Source organism: Lysinibacillus sp. Y5S-8 (genome assembly GCF_036894365.1).
In the GTDB taxonomy this organism is placed as follows: domain Bacteria; phylum Bacillota; class Bacilli; order Bacillales_A; family Planococcaceae; genus Lysinibacillus; species Lysinibacillus fusiformis_D.
The window spans coordinates 2,880,799-2,900,948 of sequence record NZ_CP145889.1 but is presented as its reverse complement, the minus strand read 5'-3'; the positions used below and the strand labels follow the sequence as shown (position 1 = coordinate 2,900,948).

The following is a 20,150-nucleotide window of genomic DNA, read 5'->3' as shown; positions in this document are numbered from 1 at the left end:
TAGTATACTATAAAGTATAGTTCTAGAGATAGGATCGAATTGGATAAATATTCTTTTGTGTTTATTTAAAGTGAATTTAAATAATAGAAGAGTGTAATAGATTTAATCACTCTCCTAAATGAATAAAATCTAAATTAAACTAATTTTATTTTTTAAAGGTGGTTGGTTATGTATGCAGAATAGTAATATTGATAGAGCAACAAGGTTAGGTATTACTTTAACTATATTAGGTGTTATTTGGTACGTGTTAATAAAATCATTTGATTTTACTTTTTTTGTTTTTAATAATCTCAATACTAAAAGTTTATTTAGCTCTGAACATATTATTGCTCTAGTGTTAGTAACAATGCTAGTTACCATTTTTATTGGAGGAAGCAGATACATTTTTTCAGAATTGAAGACTTTTAAGGACTTTAATGACGACATTATTTTTGAAGAAGCCAAAAATGAGGCTAATAAAAATTTTAATGAAATTTTTAGTATTTTATATTTAAATATAGCTTTATTTGTTATTACAACTATGTTTATTTTATTTATAGAATTAATGATGAATTTTTTTAATCTGTTTTGGTGGATTTCAACACTCATTTTTTTAGTATTAATTAGTTCACTAGTATTAATTATAAAAAAAATGAGAAACAAATTTTTCGAAGTATGTAGAAAAATTTATGATGCAGTAAAATTAAGAAAAACACATATGAGTTTTTGGTTCTACATACTATTTTTACTGTTTATTCTATTCTTTACATATTCAGTATTATCATTTTCTAAAGGGCAGACTGTTGATGTTGATTTTGAAAACAATAGTATGCTCCCAATAGATATACAATTAACTAATATACAATTAGAAAACTTAAAAATTCATCTTTATATGCAAGAGAAGGAAGATTGGTTTTTAATTAAGGAAATCGATATAGATAAAAAAGATTTTAGTGGAAGTTTTTTTGAAGTTTATGAATCATCATCATTATTAGAAAATAAATCAAATGGGATTTCAAGAATTAATTCAAATAAACAGCAATCAACCCTAAAAAATAATATAAACCTGGGTGAGGAAATTGAGGAAATATTAGAAGAGGGGAAATATAAGATTCAAATAACAATTCATAGTAAAGATGGTAATAAAATTGTGAAATTATCAAATGACTTTGAAATAAAAGGAGATAAATACATATTTAATAAAGATAAGTTTAAAATAGAACTTTAAATGTAAAGTGCCGAATTAGTATTTAAATAAATTATTTGATAAATGGATTTCAATAAATAAAACTATTTGACTGCAACTATTTTATTTATTAGTGAAGTTATCCAAGTATAATAGGAAAACTCCAATCTTATTATTACTCAATTCTAAATGAAATTGGAGTTTGATTTAAAATTTAAATTGGTATATTTTGTTGTAAATGGGATGACAATAGGGGGAATAATTATGTTAACAGAAACAGCCTTTATTTCGAAAATATCAATGGATAACGTAAATAAAGAAAGAAAAATTATGAAGGGATTATAAATTACAAGAACAATCAAAACTGTTGAAATTGAGGGGGAAATTATACTAAAGTGGTTACTATAACCTAATATTATTTTTGATGGAAAGGTAAAAAGTAATATTTCCATTTTAAGTAACTGGATTAAAAATTCAAGTAACGAAATCAATATTATTTTACAGAATGGATTGATTGGTAAGGGAGATATTTTAACTTTTAACTTTTAACTTTGGAAGGGATTATTATATTTCTGGAAATATGGATAAATTATTGGGTTTTAGAATACTTAATTCCAAATATTTAATACCTAATTTCAGAACATAATATTTAACTTCCCACTCCATCTCTCGATTATTTTTTTAGGATGTACAATATCATTTCTAATTTCAGTAAATAAGTGTGCACCATCATTATATTTACCACTCAAATTTTTAAAGCTCTCAATGTGTGGAATACCTCAAACTCATACAAAAGCATTCTTAATTTATCAAATGCTTGTCTACCCAATATTTCTTAGTCCTCCACTATATATGTCCATGCAATATTTTCTAAAGCAATTTACAAAGCAACTATTTTAGTTTCTAAATATTTAGAACTCATTGCATCAAAATACCAAGAAATTATATTTTTCAATACTTTTTCCCAAAGCTCATCATTTATTCTATCAACAAATATAGGAAAAATCTTTGGTAATCCTGTTTGTAGTTCTCTAACGGGAAACATATTTGGAATATTTATCCAATTATCTATAGTTGGAATTTCATATTTTATAGAACATGTTTAGTAGATGCAATGAAAATTGAATACGTAGATGACATTAAATTGGAGTCTATATTTGGTTGGATTGCGAGCTTAGGGGATTTTCAGATGTATGGAAACAAAGCAGTCTACGAGTCATTAAAGCTGTTTTAAACCGACTTTACGATAACGGATGATGTGAATGGAGGGTATAATTACATAAAGAAATGTATTATAGTGAGAAGCTATCAGGGGAGCAACACAGCTCATCGTAAAGCTATTCACAAATGCCGTACACATTACGAAAAACTCAAATTACAGTTGTATACGAAGTGGGAGCAGACCTAGCAAAGCGGAGTGGTCATAAGAATCTTGAAACAATTAATAAGAGTTATTTGTCAGTGAATGATAGAACGATTGATAAATGTTAATACGTGTATAACGTTTTAGTTAATAGAGGAGGTTATTTTTTATTGAAGAACACAATATTTTATTCATGGCAATCAAATCTCCCTAATTCTTCGAATAGAGGATTTATAGAACAGTGTATAAAAAATGCTATAAGAAATATTGAAAATTCCAAATATTTACATTTAGAAATGAGTATAGAAAGAGATACAAAGGGAGTAATTGGAACACCTGGTATTGTTGATACTTTATTTAAAAAAATTGATTCTAGTAAATTATTTATCGCAGATGTTTCAATAATTAACTCAAATAGCAAAGAAAGAAAAACACCTAATCCTAATGTATTGTTAGAATTAGGATATGCGGCTAAATCTCTTGGATGGAATAATGTATTATGCTTTTTTAATCTAGATTATGGTAGTATAGAGGACTTACCGTTTGACATTAAATTTAGAAGGATTATAACGTATAGTATAAATAATCGTGTTAAAAGTGAAGTTAGAAGTGGATTAGCAAAAATAATATCTGCGACAGTCGAAGAATTGTTTTTTAGTGGATTATTAGATGATGATATTAATGATTTTTTTAAAGTTAAGATAGATACACAGTTACTTACTGTTCTCAAAAGTCTAGCCAATATAGTATATGCCTATAATTCCGAAGAGAATAATCTTAATCGTATAACTAAACTATTAAATTTAAGTGAATCTGATATGCAAGATTTACTTTTGAATAAAGAATTTATTGGTTTTCAAGTCCACAAAAATTTTCGAGAAATAGAAGAGGAACTTACATTAATATTTAAGGATTTCGTATCTTCTATGTATTTTAAAAAAGAACTTGGAATTATTGTTGCAAACATTATTAAATGGATAAAAAAATATAATAAGTTTATTTCTTTAAGAACGCACCCAAATTTATTTATACATACATCTAAAGTCAATTCAGAGTATTATTTACTTGATTCGAAATCTTTAAATCCTACAAACAAAGAAGGTTATTTATTGTTAAGGAAAATTGATGGTGAAAAAGGAATGGTAGTAGACTTTGGAGATATACAAGAAACTTTAAAAGTAGATAGTGCATTAGAAAGCGTTTATCTCAATGAAATATATCATATAGAATTTAGTGCTTGTATTAAAGAATTTTTGAGGTTAGTAGAGATGTGGCTTGATAAGACTAATGGTGAATTTTTTATTGATAATATTGAAAACTTCGAATTTAGAAGAGGTGAAAATCCCTATTTAAAATCTATTGGGAACCCAATGCAAGAATCATTATTGATGATACTAAAAGAGGGAATTAACATTAATTATTATGAGCTATCTATATTTAATGCCATTAGTATATTAAAAAGTTACGGATATATTTTTTCTGATGAAAGTTCTATTAAAAAAATTGTAGAGAGATATACAGCCATAAAGTTTAATTTAGAAGAAGAAATTACTTCGCTTATTAATTATTCAACTATTGAAAACCCTATTGACTTAATACAACCTTCTAAAGAAAACTTTGAGCTTTTAAAAAATAAAGAGGTAAAGTTAGATAGTATCTATATGCCACATATATTGGTTAAGAAAATAAAAGCATTAATACTCTTGCAGAACACTTCGGAATTAGAAATTGTAAAAGTACACATTGATGAATTATTAAAAAAAATAAATGAAAATTTAGTAGTTTTATTACCAAATGTAATGGAGAGACTTTTAAGAGAGGTAGCGGGAGGTAGATATTCCGATATTGATTTAGAGCAAGTTGCAGAAGAATTTGAAAATATAAGAAATTATCATGAAAAAGAATTGAATATTCTATTAAGAGGTTTGAAAAAGGTAGATATACAAAAAATATTACAGAAATAAATATATAGATAAAATCATTCCTTAATATAGTAGAACATTCATATGAATCATAGATATTAGTAGGAAGTGGGTTATTTAATGAGTATAACTGAGTGGGTACTACAAACTTATAATGCACAAAATAGTGGGCTTGAAGAAGCGAAAAATTTTACATTTATATGGAGTTTATTTGAAAATCATTCTAGAGGTAGTATTTTCAAGTCTGATAATATGCGTATTAGTGATTTTGAAGCATGGGTAAATAGTTTAGATATTAAAACAGATAAATTTTCATTAGTTATCGAAGACAAAAAATCTAATAATAGTATAAGTAATGGGTTAATTGATAATATCAATAAATCATTTAATCATTTTTATCAGAAATACGATAAAGATAAAGAAGTATTTTTGAATCTTGTATTTAATCAAAATGATGCAATGACACAAAAAGCGAAAGGTTATTTTAAAACTTTCGCAGAATCGATGGATAAGACAAGGATACAGTCGAAAATTATTTATTTGTTTTATATTGCTAAAAGAATGAGAAATAAGTTTTTTCATGGTATCAAAAGTATTGAGGATGTTAAACAAGACTCTAAAGAGTTTGAAAAAATAAGTGGATACTTAATATCTATTATTTCATTAATAGAGAAATATGATTGAATTATTAATAATATATTAAATTTTAAGGTAATTAGACATTGCTGATTAAGAACTTGCGCAGTTTATAGAGAAGCGGGATAAACTAAGGGTTTATCTCGTTTTTTATTTTGGTATTAGTCTTGGTGTAAGACAAAATAACAATATTAAGTTGTAGTTCAGGTAAGTCTTACATAGCATCTGTGGAGCTTTTGGAATATATGAGCCTTCCTGTGAGTGAGATTGATTCATTTTCTGTGGTGAAACAGTGGATGCTTGAGGAGTTTGTTGTGACCTAATGGAAGGGGGGCGTAGTTTCCGATAATGAGGTAGGGCATATTCCTATATAGAGGTGACCTCATACACTCACACGAATTGAAGTGATTCACGAAACGAACTGATAGCGTCTAGCGTTCAACTTTTAAAAATGCTATTCTATTTAATAGAAGGTGATAGTATTGCGTTCTGAAATCATTTTATTCTTAAATATCCGTATAATCCTTGCTCTGTAAGGGTTTCTGAGTATTAGAAGATGTTTCATGAAGCCTTAAGGAACAACCATCCCATTCCACCAAGCACTAATGAACAATGACGTCTTCAAATCAGCACAATTCAATACGAAGTTCCTTGAAGAGAATGATGTATTGGGTGTAGCAGAAAAAGCGAAGTAAGCGTTCGCAATTTTAAAACCTTCTAACTTTTATTAGTTAGGAGGTTTTTTATATTTCCATTAAATTTTAATAAAACAAATAGCATTAACAACAAGAGAACATCTTAGCAGCTCCTACTAATTTAGAATGACTGCTATTCAATATATAGAAGGTCGTTCTCAGGTGTTAGCATACCACCCTTAGTTGTATAGTCTCCAACTTTTCTGTAAAGCACGGCTGTCTTTATAGCATGACCTTCTTTAGCAAATACAAGTAGAAAAATATCTTCTCGGACATCTATTCCACTGGTGCTACCTTTAAACTGAATGTCCATTGTTACTTCAATAGCATCTCTCGTTGTATAAGGTCCATAAACTTGTGCTTTTTCCCAATCAAAAGTAGTCAATTGATTTAGTGAAACGATTTTTGAGCCACCATTAGCTTGCTCCATTATATTTTTTGCGAGCAAGGTATCTTCAGTAGCTCTATTTCCTAATAATAAAATAAGCATTGTAAAAATAATGACAGCCGCCCCAATACCCAACAACCATTTTCGTAACATCCTACACCTCTATTCTGAAACTATTTCTATATTATAGAAATGATACTATATAATAGAAGTTGGTGATAGTACAAAACTTTTGGATGAATAGGAGTTAATCAATAGATGCCTGTATACAATAAGCTTGTGAGAGATAAGATTTTAGACATTATTCAAGCAAAGGGTTTATTTTATCATGCGCGCACCCTAGAATCTAATGAGCTCTTGACGGCAATAAAAGCTAAGATGATAGAAGAAACATCAGAATTTCATGACGCAAAAGATAGACAAGCAAATATGGAGGAGTTAGCAGATATACTTGAGCTTATTCATGCAGCCATAAGAGTGTTAGGTGTAAGCTATGAAGAGCTAGATGCGACTCGTGAGTATAAGAAAATAATACGTGGTGGATTTGAAAATGGGGTTTACCTAATAGATGTCGAGGATCAATAATTCCCATTCAACGATTCTATCGATAAATTAAAACGGCTTTCGACAGCCAAACCTTCCTTTTTATAGTATAATGAACGTAAGTACAGCACTTGTTTGTGATGTGTAAGGGAAAGGATGATATTTGTATGGCAGAGAAAGTAGGACAATCTTTCGTACAACCAACACCTTCTGGAAAAGAAGAGCTTGGAAAAATTGAGGTAGCGGCAGAGGTGATCGAAGTTGTAGCTGGGATTGCTGTCAATGAAGTTGAAGGCATTGCTGCAACTCGTGGAAATATTGCGACGGGTGTCGTGGAACGTTTCGGTAAAAAAGTACACAATAAAGGCATTAAATCAGGTGTAACGGAAACGGGTGAAATTGCTATTGATGTATTTTGCTCTGTGAAATATGGATATGCCATTCCTAGGGTAGCGAAGGAAGTTCAAACCCAAATACGACAAGCTATTTTAAATATGACAGCACTAGAAACAGCAGAAGTGAATGTGCATATTACAGGAATTCATTTCGAAAAAGAAGAAACCGTAGTGCATGAATAAAAAGAAGGATTGCCCAACGATGATTTGTTCATCGCAAGGGCAATCTTTTTTTAGGAGGATTCTCTAGGATTCATTTGTATAGATGTGTATCGTTCATTTTTATAATTCAATATGCTTTGGCTTTCTCCAGAATAATGCAAGAATGACGCCAAGCACTAAGACGATTGTGGCAAAATAATATGGATAGTTCAGGTTCACATCGAACAATATACCACCTAAGATTGGGCCGAAAATATTACCAAGACTTGTAAACATAGAGTTCATTCCACCAACAAATCCTTGTTCATTTCCAGCGATTTTTGATAAATAGGAAGTAACTGCAGGACGAATTAAATCGAAGCCTACGAAAATAAAGAATGTAACAAATAAGATGGCAAAATAATGATTCACTATCGTCATGGCGAATGTTAAAACTGCTGAAAGGATTAGTGAGTAACGAATAACATTAATTTCGCCCATTTTCTTTGTCAGCCAATCAAATAGTATTAATTGAGCCAAGGCACCTACAATACCACTGCCTGTAATGATAATGGCGATATCAGATGGTGTGAACGCAAATTTGTGATCGACGAATAAGCTAAATAGCGATTCGAATGCAGCGAGGCCAAATGACAGAACGAAAATAAGAATGAATGGAATGAAGTAGAGCGGGCTAAAAACTCGCTTGACACTACCAACAATAGATGGTGCCGATTCTTCATTGTCTGTAGCACGTGTCGGTTCTTTTAAAAACATAAATGACAGGATAGCCGCGAACAGACCAAGTACCCCAGCTGCATAAAATGGTATACGTGTACCATATTCAGCTAAAAAACCACCGATGCCAGGACCGATAATAAACCCTGTGCTGATGGCTGCACTCATATAACCAAGTGCTTTTGGACGCTGTGCCAATGTTGTAATATCGGCAATATAGGCAGTTACGGCTGGCATAATGAAAGCTGCACTCACGCCACCTAGCATACGGGAGACAAAGAGGATTTCAACTGAACGACCAAAGCCGAATAAAAACTCTGAAAGTCCAAAAATAAAAAGACCTGCAACAATCATAATTTTGCGGCCAATATTATCGACAAGCTTACCAGCAATTGGTGATGCGATTAATTGTGTGATAGCAAAGGCTGCCACCATATAACCAACGACAGAGCCCGAAATATGGAGCTCATTCATAATCGTTGGTAAAACAGGGATGACTAAGCCAATCCCTAAAAAGGCAATGAAAAGATTAGACAGTAAAATGGCTAAAGTTATATTTTGTTTCTTGCTCATAAAGTACTCCTTCTATTTGTTCACGATACATTTGTATTAAATCTACTAGATTATTTCCATGTAATACGATAAACCCTATAGTAACTATAGGGTCAAAAGATTTGTTTTAATTTTTAAAAGTTTTTATTAGTTTGGAAGTTTTCATGAGGAGTTATACGAATCCGTAGCTACTTTTTCGCAGAAATCATTGTTTCTTGTTTTTCCCTAATCTTTAATTCTACAATAAATTTCTTTTCTTTCTCCATCGTTAGAGTTGCTGGCATATATAGCTCATACACTTGTGATTCAAAAATTTCTTGCTGTGCCAACACGTAATTTCTCAATTTTTCATAGAATGAAAAATAAGTATCGAGGTCATAAATAAAGGCAATGCATACATACTTACCAGCAGGGATGATAGTTTGCTGTACATTGGGTGAAAGCTTCGAAAATGTGCGCTCTGTTAAAAGAGGAGTGAAGACAGCATCATAAATAATATCATTGACCTCTTTATAGGGCACAAGAGGATATGTACAACCATATCGACTATTTAAGACACTGCCTTCCTTTTCGATGATTTTAGTTAATGTTGCATAATATGTACTCGTGCTCGATGTTGGTGTTAATTCAGTTGTTGTCACTTGCAGAACGGGCATAGCTTCTTCTATCTGCATATAGACCCCACCAAAAATCGGGATATCAATTTGCTCCTGTAATTGTTTTTTCGTTTTCAGTAACGTATTTTTGGCTTCGTTTAAACGTGAAATCTTTTCGTTTATACGTAGCTCTTGCTGTGCTAAAAAAGCAAGCAATTCTTCTGAAGTTAGTGTCAGTGCTTTTTTTATATCTTCGAGCGTAACGCCGATATATTTAAGCGATTTGATAATGTCTAAATAGAAAAGCTGATTGCCTTTATAATAACGGTAATGGGTGTAGGGATCAGTATAAGCAGGCTTAAATAAATCAATTTGATCATAGTAACGTAACGTCTGAATCGATAAATTTGAAAGTTTGGCAACCTCACCAATGGTATAATAATGTTCCTTCATAAAATGGCCTCCACTAGTAATAGCTAAAGAAGTTCCGAATGGCATCAAAACGAATTTTATGCTTGCAATCCTCGCAGTAAAATAGGCGAGATTTTCGTTCCTTCATTTGTTTATATTGCTCCTCACCTTCCATCAATTTAAATGGTTTTTTACAGCTCGTGCATACAGCCTCATATTGCATTGTCAACACCTCTGAAGATTCTTTTTATTTTCTTCTTTAGTATACCATTATGGAAATGAAACCTTCATTTTTGAATAACAATATTTGATTAGAGGAGAGCTCCAATTGAATGAAAGGATAAATGAAGCAAAAAGTTCCTTGAAAAAGGTTTCAGATTATTGAAAACTTGCTTGAAATCGTGTTTCTCGGGCGATTTTATGCTATTATAAACCTTAATGCCACTTAAGAAGGAGAGCTTTACATGAAACGACATGAAGCACGCGAAAAAGCGTTGCAAGTTTTGTTTCAGCTAGACAACACGGATCTAACAGTTGAAGAAGCAATGGGCCATATTAAAGGTCAACCTACCAATGCCTTCTATGAAAAGATTGTGAATGGAACAGCTGAACATTTGGAGGAAATTGATGCTACATTAGAACAGCATCTTGAAAAGTGGTCACTTGCCCGTCTACCCAAAATTGAAAGAACGGTATTACGCCTAGCTGTATACGAACTGTTATACATGCCTGAAACACCAAAGAGAGTAGTACTAAACGAAGCAATCGAGTTATGTAAAACATTTGGCGAAGATAGTTCATCTAAATTCGTCAATGGTGTACTTTCTAAATTTACAGAACAAGAATAATGTGTTGAATTGGAAGGAGTAACGAAGGTTTATGTCAAGTGCAATTATTAATGGTAAAGAGATTGGTCAAGAAATTCGTAATGCTGTGGCGGAGCGTGTCATTCGTTTAAAAGAACGAGGGTTAACACCTGGTTTAGCGGTTGTATTAGTTGGAGACAACCAAGCTTCAGCTACATATGTGAGAAATAAACAAAAATCTTGTGAAGCAATTGGTATGTTCTCAGAACTCATTAAATTACCAGAAGAAACAACGCAAGAGGAATTATTAGCACAAATTCAACGTTTAAATCAACGTGAGGATATTCACGGTATTTTAGTACAATTACCACTCCCAAAACATATTGATGAGGATACAGTCATTGCGACGATAGCTGTCGAGAAAGATGTCGACGGTTTCTCACCTGTCAGTGTTGGGAAAATGATGCTTGGCCAAGAAACATTTTTACCTTGTACACCGTTTGGCGTGATGAAGCTTCTTGAGTATTCAGGAATTGAAATCGCTGGAAAACATGCAGTCATCGTAGGACGTAGTCATATCGTTGGTAAACCAATGGGACAACTATTATTGCAAAAGGATGCAACGGTGACCTATACGCATTCTAAAACGCCAGATTTGCCTTCATTTACAAAACAAGCAGATATTTTAATTGCCGCTGTTGGACGTGCGAACTTTATTACGAAAGAGCATGTAAAAGAAGGGGCTGTTGTCATTGATGTAGGGATTAATCGCGATGACAACAATAAATTATGCGGCGACGTAAACTTTGCAGAGGTGGATGGAATTGCGTCTCATATTACTCCTGTACCAGGCGGCGTAGGCCCAATGACCATCACCATGTTACTATTCAACACAGTGCAAGCAGCTGAAAATAAGCTTACACAATAAATAACCTTACGAAAAAAGGCATCTCAACATTGTTTTGAGATGGCTTTTTTTGTGGCGTAAATACAGAACTTTTATGCTATTTTTGACGTCTAATGTAACGTTTGGGACATACATACTTAGAAGGAGGTTTTTATGGAAAATATCGATATTGTGTTAATTGTCAAACATATCATCATTGGTCTTGTCCAAGGTTTCACAGAACCCATTCCTGTATCGTCGAGTGGGCATGTGATGATTGCCAGTGAAATGCTTGGACTTGGAGAGCAAGGTTTTACATTTGCCATTTTAACAAATACAGCTTCGTTACTCGCTATTATGTATATTTATCGTGAGGATATTGCTCGGCTTATTACTCATTTTTTTCTTTATCTGAAGACACGTGAAAAGCGGTATCATGCAGATTTTCGTTTTGCTTTGTATATCGTCATTGGTTCAATCCCTGCTGGCGTTTTAGGGGTGTTATTAAGCGATGTCATAGCTGATAATGTCAGTATGACGACGATTGCGCTCATGTTATTTGTCACAGGGACTGCATTATGGTTAATACGTAATATGCGCGGTAAGAAAAAAGATGCAGATTTACGTGCAAAGGATGCCATTATTGTAGGATTGGGGCAAGCGGTTGCTTTAACGCCAGGCATTAGCCGTTCTGGAGCAACAATTATTGCAGCTATAGCTGTAGGGATGAAGCAGGATACAGCTTTACGTTTCTCCTTTATGCTTTATATTCCTGTGAGTTTGGGCGGTGTTGTCCTAGGAATTACAGATTTTTTAGACGAGCCGAATAAAGGTACATTAGCATTGCCCTATGCAGCTACTTTCCTGGCAACACTCATTATGACTTATTTTGCGATGCGTTGGTTTATGGGCATTATGAAGAGTGGTAAACTTAGCTATTTTACGTACTATTGCTTTATTGTAGGGACCCTTTTATTACTATTCTATTAAAATATAAAGTCTCATAACGTCTCTTGTTATGGGACTTTGTTTTGTAATGTATCACAATACACAGTTTCTAATAGTGAGAACGTGTAGGAATGTGTTATAGTTATTTTTCGATAGAGGAAACATCGTCGTTTTTTCTAGCGAAACTGCATTTTGACACGTCAACGACTGTAAAAAATGTTATGATAGGTGTAGTTTTGTGAAAAACTTGATTTTAGTAAAGGAGCCGAAAACATGTCCTCTGCTTCTTATTTAACTGTAAAAGCGTTAACAAAATATATTAAACGAAAATTTGATGCCGATCCACATTTACGCGAAGTATATGTAAAGGGTGAATTATCGAATGTTAAAATTCATCAATCAGGTCATATTTACTTTACATTAAAGGACGATGGTGCCCGAATAGCGGCTACGATGTTTAAAACAGCGGCCGCGAAGTTAGCGTTTGAGCCAAAAGAAGGTATGCAAGTATTTATTCGCGGTGATGTAAACGTTTACGAAGGCTATGGAACCTATCAGCTCTATGTGCAGGAAATGCAACCTGACGGCATTGGAAGCTTATTTGTAGCCTTTAATCAATTAAAAGAGCAATTGCAAAAAGAAGGGCTTTTTAAACCAGAGTGGAAGCAGCCGATTCCAAAGTTTCCTGAAAAAATTGGTGTGTTAACATCGACAACCGGTGCTGCCATTCGAGATATTTGTACGACGTTAAAGAGACGATACCCTCTGGCTGAGATTTTAATTTATCCAACACTCGTTCAAGGAGCACAAGCAGCCCCGAATATTGTGCAAAATCTTCAACGTGCTAATCAGGAGGCAAGCTGTGACGTGTTGATAGTCGGACGAGGGGGAGGTTCAATCGAGGATCTATGGGCATTTAACGAAGAAATAGTCGCACGGGCTATTTTCGACAGTCGAATCCCTATTATTAGTGCAGTCGGTCACGAAACAGATACGACAATTGCTGATTATGTCGCTGATTTACGTGCACCTACACCAACAGCAGCCGCTGAAATGGCTGTACCAGATCAAGCGGAATTATTTCAACGTGTGCTTTCGCAAAAATCACAACTTCATCAGATGGTTAGGTCGCAACTTATGGCTGAACGTCAACGTCTAAATAAGCTCCAACAGTCTTATCCATTGTCCATGCCCGAAAGACTTTATCGACCTTTTACGGAAAGATTAGCACAGCTTGAGTCCGGATTGCAGACAGCGATGCAGGTGGATTTGATGAAGAAAGGCGCCCAGCTTCAACAATTACATAGTACGGTGGAGCAACATTCACCAAAAAAAGCACTGGTCTTCCATCAGCGGGAGCTTGAAGCACGCATCCAACAATTATCTCGTGCTACGACGTATTATGTGGCGAAGCAGCAGCAACAATTCGAGGCAACAGTTAGAACATTAGAAGCTTTAAATCCACTATCCATTCTAACAAGAGGCTTTACAGTAGCATATAAAGATCAGCAAATGATTAAATCATCCACTGAGGTGCAAAAGCAGGATCAGCTTACGCTCACTTTCCATGATGGAAAGGTAGTGGCTGAAGTGACGAATATCTTGCCAAAGAATGAGGGGGAATCGTTGTGACAGAAAAACAACAAACGTTTGCAGAAGCCATGACGGCATTAGAAGAAATCGTTCGCCAGCTAGAGCAAGGCGATGTGCCATTGGAAAATGCGATTGATTTATACAAGCAAGGAATGGAGCTATCAAAGTTTTGCCATAGTAAGCTGCAACATGCTGAAGAGCAGCTTGTATCGATTGTCCAAGAAACTGGTGAAACAACAGCATTTGATCCACTAAAGGGAGAGAATTAGGAAATGAATGAGCCATTAAAGTACTTTATCGAAAGCAATATACCACAAATTGAAGAAACCATGTATGCACTTGTTGAAAAAATTGATGCACCAGCGGATTTAAAGGAATCTATGCTTTATTCATTAAAGGCAGGCGGTAAACGTATTCGTCCACTTTTTGTCTTAGCTGTGCTTGAGCTTTACCGTAAAAATCTACAGGACGGTTTGATTGTCGGTTCTGTGATTGAAATCATTCACACATATTCATTAATTCATGATGATTTACCGAGCATGGATAATGATGATTTCAGAAGAGGCAAGCCAACAAATCATAAGGTGTATGGAGAAGCACTGGCTACGCTAGCTGGAGATGCTTTAAATACACTGGCATTTGGCATTTTAGCGCGTATGGAAGTGTCTGCTGAAAAACGCATTGAACTTGTCCAATTGCTTAGCGTAGCAGCAGGCGCAGAAGGCATGGTTGGTGGTCAAGTACTTGATATGGAAGGGGAGCAACGTCAGTTGAATTTAGCTGAACTGGAACAGGTCCATGTTAATAAAACAGGTGCTTTATTGCGCTTTAGTATTGAAGCGGGAGCTGTATTAGCAGATGTATCAGCGCAGGACCGTGCTACTTTGAAGGAATATGCGCATCATATCGGTCTTGCTTTCCAAATTCAAGACGATATTTTAGATATTGAAGGAACGACAGAAGAACTAGGAAAAACAGCTGGGAAAGATGTAGCTAGTGATAAAAGCACCTACCCAGCACTATTAACGTTAGAGGGAGCAAAAGAAAAGCTTGCTGAGCATTATCAACATGCCATTAATGCACTTGATCAATTACCAATAGATGTCAGCTTGTTACGTGACTTTGCTGCGTATATTGTTCATCGTAAAAACTAAGAGAAAATTAAGGCGTTGAAGGAAAAGAATATGCTAGAATAGGTGGGAACGTTTGCAATATGCAAACAATGGAGTGTTCGTACTTTTAGCATATTGATAACACTGTTATAATGGTGGAAACACAATTGCGGTGAATATTTTATTGAAAAGGTGTGTGAGAAAGGTGGATTTAAATAAAATAACTAGTCCATCCTTTTTAAAAAACTTAAATAGGAAGGAGCTTGAGCAACTTGCTCAAGAAATTCGTACCTTCTTAATCGAAAAATGTTCTGTCACAGGCGGGCATATCGGGCCGAATTTAGGCGTAGTTGAACTAACGATAATGCTGCATAAAATGTTTGACAGTCCAAAAGATAAGTTTTTGTGGGATGTTGGCCACCAAGCTTACGTGCATAAAATTTTAACAGGTCGTGCGAGTCAATTTGACACCCTGCGTCAGTTCAAAGGGCTTTGTGGATTTCCAAAGCGCGTGGAGAGTGAACATGATGAATGGGAAACAGGTCATAGCTCGACTTCCTTATCAGCAGCCATGGGTATGGCAGCAGCACGTGATATAAAAAAAGAACAAAGCTATGTTATCCCGATCATTGGTGATGGCGCTTTAACTGGTGGTATGGCACTGGAGGCTTTAAATCATATTGGGCATGCGAAAACGAATATGATTGTCATACTAAATGATAATGAAATGTCGATTGCACCAAATGTTGGTGCTTTACACAGTGTTTTAGGTCGTTTGCGTACAGCCAAGGAGTACTCCAAAGCGAAAGAAGAGCTAGAATCACTCATTAATAAAATTCCTGTATTAGGTGGTAAGCTTGCTTCTACAGCTGAACGTTTGAAGGACAGCTTAAAATATTTAGTGGTATCTGGAGTGTTTTTTGAGGAGCTAGGTTTTAAATATCTTGGTCCGATTGATGGACATGATTTCGAGGCTCTTGAAACGACTTTATCCTATGCGAAAAAAGTGAAAGGCCCAGTCCTTCTTCATGTGATTACGAAAAAAGGTAAAGGCTATAAACCTGCTGAGGACGATACTATTGGCAATTGGCATGGGACAGGTCCGTATAAAATTGAAAACGGTGCCTTTGTAAAGTCTGAGGCCAAGGGGCCAGCTTGGAGTAGTTTAGTTGCTGAGACGGTACGTAAAATTGCTCATGAGGATAAGCGTGTGGTGACCATTACACCCGCTATGCCTGTTGGCTCCAAGCTACAAGGCATTCAAAAAGACTTCCCAAATCGTTTCTTTGATGTAGGAATTGCTGAACAACATGCAGCAACAATGGCAGCAGGTCTAGCCACACAGAAGATGAAGCCATTTTTAGCAATTTATTCTACATTCCTGCAACGTGCCTATGACCAAGTATTGCATGATATTGCTCGCCCAAATTTAAATGTCTTTATTGGTATTGATCGTGCTGGCTTAGTGGGAGCAGATGGAGAAACACATCAAGGTGTATTTGATATTGCCTTCCTTCGTCATATTCCAAACATGACGATTATGATGCCAAAGGATGAAAATGAAGGGCAGCATATGGTGAAAACAGCGATTGATTATGATGGTGGACCGATTGCTCTTCGTTACCCACGAGGAAACGGTATAGGTGTGCCACTAGATGATGAGCTTGTCGCATTACCGATTGGTAGCTGGGAAGTATTGCGTGATGGGAAAGACGCATCAATTTTGACATTTGGAACAACGATTCCAATGGCAATGGCAGCGGCTGACATGTTAGCACAGCAAGGGATCGACATTGAAGTAGTCAATGCTCGCTTTATCAAACCGATGGATGAAAATATGCTGCACCGTATATTAGCCGATCATAAACCGATTTTAACGATTGAAGAAGCAGTTCTACAAGGTGGGTTCGGTAGTGGTGTATTAGAATTTGCTCACGACCATGGTTATTTAAATGCGCTCATTGATCGTATGGGAATTCCAGATCAATATATCGAGCATGGTAACGTCGATCAGCTTCTTGCAGAAATTCATATGACTGCAGAGGATACGGTTGCACGTATGCATGTATTACTTCAACAAAAACAGCAAGTAGGTTTGAATAAATAATGACAAAACAACCAAAAGAACGAGTAGATATTTTACTTGTAGAGCGTGGATTATGTGAAACACGAGAAAAAGCAAAACGTTCCATTATGGCAGGACTTGTTTTTTCGAATGAAATACGTATTGATAAGGCAGGCGAGAAAATTGCCGTCGATGCACCGCTACAAGTAAAGGGCTCTGATTTAAAATATGTAAGTCGTGGTGGTCTGAAGCTAGAAAAGGCCCTGCAAATTTTTGATATGTCTGTAGAAGGGAAGCTAATGCTTGACATTGGCTCCTCTACAGGCGGCTTTACAGATTGTGCTTTACAACATGGTGCAAGACATTGCTATGCACTGGATGTTGGCTCGAACCAATTAGCGTGGAAAATTCGCTCGGATGAACGTGTCACGGTTATGGAAAAAACGAATTTTCGCTATACCACGGCAGCCGATTTATCAGAAGGCTTACCTGCTTTTGCCACAATCGATGTTAGTTTTATCTCGTTGTCACTGATTTTACCGGTCTTAAAAACGTTATTGCTGCCAGGTGGTGATGTTATGGCATTGGTGAAACCTCAGTTTGAAGCGGGGAAAGATAAGGTTGGTAAAAAAGGGATTGTTCGTGATAAAAAAGTACATTTAGAAGTATTAGAAAAGACTGCTGCTATGGCGACAACACTTGGCTTTGTCGTGAAGGATGCCTCTTTCTCTCCGATTACAGGTGGGGAAGGAAATATTGAATTTTTATTCCATTTAGTGAATCCTATTGGAGAAGAAGTCATCCCTGCATATACAGCTTTTAATGCACTCGTTGAAGAAGCGCATAATTCTTTAAAATAACACGTGCTCGCTTATTGAGCCGTGTTTTTTCTTGTGCTTTTTTGTTGAAAATGGTAGGGTGATTATACACATATACTATTATTTATAAGAGGTGATTTCGTTGAATAAAGGACAACGACATATACGGATTCGGGATATTATCGCCAATCATGAAATTGAAACACAAGATGATTTAGTCGATTTTTTAAAAGAAGCAGGCTATAATGTGACACAAGCTACGGTATCACGCGATATAAAAGAGTTACATTTAGTAAAAGTACCGTTACAGGATGGTCGCTATAAATATAGTCTGCCCGCAGATCAGCGTTTCAACCCAGTCCAAAAATTACATCGTGCATTAGCAGATGCATTTGTAAGTATTGATGGCGCATCTCACTTTTTAGTGATGAAAGCTCTCCCAGGGAATGCAAATGCGATTGCATCTTTACTTGACCATCTAGATTGGCCAGAAATTTTAGGTACAATTTCTGGAGATGATACCATTTTAATTATTTGTCGAAATGAAAATGAGCGTGAAAATACAAAAAATCGCTTATTAGACATGCTTTAAAAAATGGGGAATTTGATTCAGAGGTGACAATTTGTGTTAAGAGAGCTTAGTATTCGAAACTTTGCTATCATTGAGGATTTGACAGTGAGTTTTTCAGAAGGCTTAACTGTACTCACAGGGGAAACGGGTGCTGGAAAATCCATTATCATTGATGCTGTGCATTTACTTGCGGGGGGACGAGGTAATACTGAATTTATTCGTCATGGCGCAAGAAAGGCAGAATTGGGTGGCTTATTTCAAATTTCGAGTTCCATTCATCCTGTTCTGAAAAAATTAGAAGAAGCAGGCATTGAAATAGAAGAAGATACCGTTATTTTACGCCGTGATTTAAATGATTCTGGTAAAAGTATTTGCCGTGTAAATGGAAAGCTTGTGCCCTTATCCGTTTTAAGAGATATTGGGGCAAGTCTCATTGATATTCATGGTCAACATGAAAATCAAGAGTTGATGGATGAAAAACAGCATATTAATTTGCTTGATCAGTTTGCAGAGGAAGAGCTGTCACCTATTCAAAAAACGTATAGTACTCACTATGAGGAATACCGTTTACTCAAAAAAGACTTAGCCTCCATATCCATCGACGAACAATTGATGGCCCAACGGATTGATTTGTATCAATTTCAAATAAAAGAGCTAGAGGAAGCCAATTTAAAGCTAGGTGAGGAAGACGAGCTCCTAGATGAACGTCGCCGTCTTATGAACTTCAATAAAATTTTTGAACGCTCTAGTGCAGCCTATGAGGCGATTCAAGGCGAATCGAAAGGACTCGATTGGATTGGTTCTGCTATGGGCGCGCTAGAAGATGCTGCAACAGTTGACGAACAATTTAAAGAAGCTTCTGAAGCGGTGACAACTGCGTTTTATGCCTTGCAGGATGCAGCCTATCAGGTCAAAAATGTGTTAGATGAATTAGAATTTGATCCAGCTCGTTTAAATGAGGTTGAGCAACGTTTAGCGTTATTGCAAAATTTAAAGCGCAAATATGGTTCAACAGTGGAAGAAATTTTAGCGTATTACGAAAAAATTAAAACAGAGTTAAATGAGCTGTTGAATCGTGATGAAATATTGCAGGTGAAAGAACGACGTGTGTTAGAAATGGAAGCTGTGCTCAGTGAGCTGGCGAGTGAACTTTCAACTGTACGTAAAGCTGCCGCCCAGCAATTAAGTGAAGCAATTATGGCAGAGTTACGTGAATTACATATGGAAAAAGCAAAATTTATTGTCAATTTCGATGAATTACCATATTTTGATGCTAACGGGAAAGATCAGATCATTTTCTATATCTCTACAAACGTTGGAGAACCACCGAAGTCTTTACCAAAAATTGCATCAGGCGGAGAATTATCGCGCATGATGCTTGCATTAAAAACCATTTTTTCCTCTTCTAATGGCATTACATCCATTATTTTTGATGAGGTTGATACGGGTGTCAGTGGCCGTGTGGCGCAAGCCATTGCAGAAAAAATAGCCGCGATTTCCGTTAATTCTCAAGTTTTATGTATTTCACATTTACCGCAGGTTGCTGCTATGGCTGACCATCATTACTTTATAAAAAAAGAAGTGGAGCATGATCGAACATTTACATCTTTATCAGAGATTGATCAAGATGCTCGAATTGAAGAAGTAAGTCGCATGATGTCTGGAACAGAGATTACCGCCTTAACATTACAGCATGCAACGGAACTTTTAAAAATGGCGGATGAACGAAAAAAACAGATGCGTTAAATTTTTATGCCAGGAACAGTGTCTGCTGTTTCTGGCTTTTTTCATTTTGCACAAATATTT

Annotated in this window: 20 protein-coding genes; 15 read left to right on the top strand and 5 right to left on the bottom strand. The window is 35.3% G+C overall.

The genetic code is table 11. The features are described from left to right. The first annotated feature begins 172 nt into the window (after nucleotides 1-172). Entirely contained in the window at nucleotides 173-1,207 is a 1,035-nt protein-coding gene (locus tag V6670_RS14040) for a hypothetical protein (protein ID WP_338651444.1), read from the top strand. Between the two features lie 838 nt (nucleotides 1,208-2,045). On the opposite strand, the gene V6670_RS14035 is transcribed toward V6670_RS14040, so the two are convergent. Beyond that, nucleotides 2,046-2,210: a hypothetical protein gene (locus tag V6670_RS14035; RefSeq protein ID WP_338651443.1), complete on the bottom strand. Its 165-nt coding sequence runs from the start codon at nucleotides 2,208-2,210 to the stop codon at nucleotides 2,046-2,048. 488 nt (nucleotides 2,211-2,698) lie between these two features. On the opposite strand from V6670_RS14035, the gene V6670_RS14030 reads away from it, so the two are divergent. Beyond that, a complete protein-coding gene (locus V6670_RS14030; RefSeq protein ID WP_338651442.1) occupies nucleotides 2,699-4,492 on the top strand; it encodes a hypothetical protein in 1,794 nt (597 codons plus the stop codon). Nucleotides 4,493-4,570: 78 nt separating this feature from the next. Continuing rightward, entirely contained in the window at nucleotides 4,571-5,134 is a 564-nt protein-coding gene (locus V6670_RS14025; RefSeq protein WP_338651441.1) for a hypothetical protein, read from the top strand. Between the two features lie 780 nt (nucleotides 5,135-5,914). On the opposite strand, the gene V6670_RS14020 is transcribed toward V6670_RS14025, so the two are convergent. Further along, a complete protein-coding gene (locus V6670_RS14020) occupies nucleotides 5,915-6,322 on the bottom strand; it encodes a hypothetical protein (RefSeq protein ID WP_338651440.1) in 408 nt (135 codons plus the stop codon). Between the two features lie 105 nt (nucleotides 6,323-6,427). On the opposite strand from V6670_RS14020, the gene V6670_RS14015 reads away from it, so the two are divergent. Next, nucleotides 6,428-6,754, top strand: coding sequence for a nucleoside triphosphate pyrophosphohydrolase (locus V6670_RS14015; protein ID WP_338651439.1), 327 nt, complete (start codon nucleotides 6,428-6,430; stop codon nucleotides 6,752-6,754). A 125-nt stretch (nucleotides 6,755-6,879) separates the two neighbouring features. Continuing rightward, a complete protein-coding gene (locus tag V6670_RS14010; protein ID WP_141903599.1) occupies nucleotides 6,880-7,290 on the top strand; it encodes an Asp23/Gls24 family envelope stress response protein in 411 nt (136 codons plus the stop codon). A 99-nt stretch (nucleotides 7,291-7,389) separates the two neighbouring features. Here V6670_RS14010 and V6670_RS14005 read toward each other — a convergent pair whose 3' ends face one another. The 3 genes from V6670_RS14005 to V6670_RS13995 form a co-directional block, all read right to left on the bottom strand. Continuing rightward, the gene (locus V6670_RS14005) at nucleotides 7,390-8,559 is read right to left on the bottom strand and encodes an MFS transporter (protein ID WP_338651438.1); all 1,170 of its coding nucleotides are present in this window, start codon (nucleotides 8,557-8,559) and stop codon (nucleotides 7,390-7,392) included. Between the two features lie 167 nt (nucleotides 8,560-8,726). Then, complete coding sequence (locus V6670_RS14000; protein ID WP_338651437.1) at nucleotides 8,727-9,587, bottom strand: MerR family transcriptional regulator; 861 nt, start codon at nucleotides 9,585-9,587, stop codon at nucleotides 8,727-8,729. A gap of 13 nt (nucleotides 9,588-9,600) precedes the next feature. Beyond that, nucleotides 9,601-9,768: a DUF2197 domain-containing protein gene (locus tag V6670_RS13995; protein ID WP_089934537.1), complete on the bottom strand. Its 168-nt coding sequence runs from the start codon at nucleotides 9,766-9,768 to the stop codon at nucleotides 9,601-9,603. Between the two features lie 241 nt (nucleotides 9,769-10,009). On the opposite strand from V6670_RS13995, the gene nusB reads away from it, so the two are divergent. The 10 genes from nusB (at nucleotide 10,010) to recN (ending at nucleotide 20,090) form a co-directional block, all read left to right on the top strand. Further along, nucleotides 10,010-10,393 (top strand): transcription antitermination factor NusB, encoded by a 384-nt coding sequence (gene nusB / locus V6670_RS13990; protein WP_036122758.1) that lies wholly within the window; start codon nucleotides 10,010-10,012, stop codon nucleotides 10,391-10,393. Nucleotides 10,394-10,424: 31 nt separating this feature from the next. Further along, complete coding sequence (folD, locus tag V6670_RS13985) at nucleotides 10,425-11,279, top strand: bifunctional methylenetetrahydrofolate dehydrogenase/methenyltetrahydrofolate cyclohydrolase FolD (protein WP_141903601.1); 855 nt, start codon at nucleotides 10,425-10,427, stop codon at nucleotides 11,277-11,279. Nucleotides 11,280-11,411: 132 nt separating this feature from the next. Continuing rightward, entirely contained in the window at nucleotides 11,412-12,227 is an 816-nt protein-coding gene (locus tag V6670_RS13980) for an undecaprenyl-diphosphate phosphatase (RefSeq protein ID WP_141903602.1), read from the top strand. Between the two features lie 231 nt (nucleotides 12,228-12,458). After that, on the top strand, nucleotides 12,459-13,817 hold the full coding sequence (gene xseA, locus V6670_RS13975) for an exodeoxyribonuclease VII large subunit (protein WP_338651436.1): 1,359 nt from the start codon (nucleotides 12,459-12,461) through the stop codon (nucleotides 13,815-13,817). Then, nucleotides 13,814-14,047, top strand: coding sequence for an exodeoxyribonuclease VII small subunit (gene xseB, locus V6670_RS13970; protein WP_008179899.1), 234 nt, complete (start codon nucleotides 13,814-13,816; stop codon nucleotides 14,045-14,047). The genes xseA and xseB overlap by 4 nt, the downstream gene beginning before the upstream one ends. Before the next feature lie 3 nt (nucleotides 14,048-14,050). Then, nucleotides 14,051-14,932: a polyprenyl synthetase family protein gene (locus V6670_RS13965; RefSeq protein ID WP_141903604.1), complete on the top strand. Its 882-nt coding sequence runs from the start codon at nucleotides 14,051-14,053 to the stop codon at nucleotides 14,930-14,932. Between the two features lie 163 nt (nucleotides 14,933-15,095). Continuing rightward, nucleotides 15,096-16,997, top strand: a complete 1,902-nt coding sequence (gene dxs, locus V6670_RS13960; RefSeq protein WP_141903605.1) for a 1-deoxy-D-xylulose-5-phosphate synthase — start codon at nucleotides 15,096-15,098, stop codon at nucleotides 16,995-16,997. Further along, nucleotides 16,997-17,815, top strand: a complete 819-nt coding sequence (locus V6670_RS13955) for a TlyA family RNA methyltransferase (protein WP_141903606.1) — start codon at nucleotides 16,997-16,999, stop codon at nucleotides 17,813-17,815. The genes dxs and V6670_RS13955 overlap by 1 nt, the downstream gene beginning before the upstream one ends. A gap of 100 nt (nucleotides 17,816-17,915) precedes the next feature. After that, entirely contained in the window at nucleotides 17,916-18,365 is a 450-nt protein-coding gene (gene argR / locus V6670_RS13950; RefSeq protein ID WP_004231170.1) for a transcriptional regulator ArgR, read from the top strand. Nucleotides 18,366-18,398: 33 nt separating this feature from the next. Continuing rightward, entirely contained in the window at nucleotides 18,399-20,090 is a 1,692-nt protein-coding gene (recN, locus tag V6670_RS13945) for a DNA repair protein RecN (RefSeq protein ID WP_338651435.1), read from the top strand. The last annotated feature ends 60 nt before the right edge of the window (nucleotides 20,091-20,150 follow it).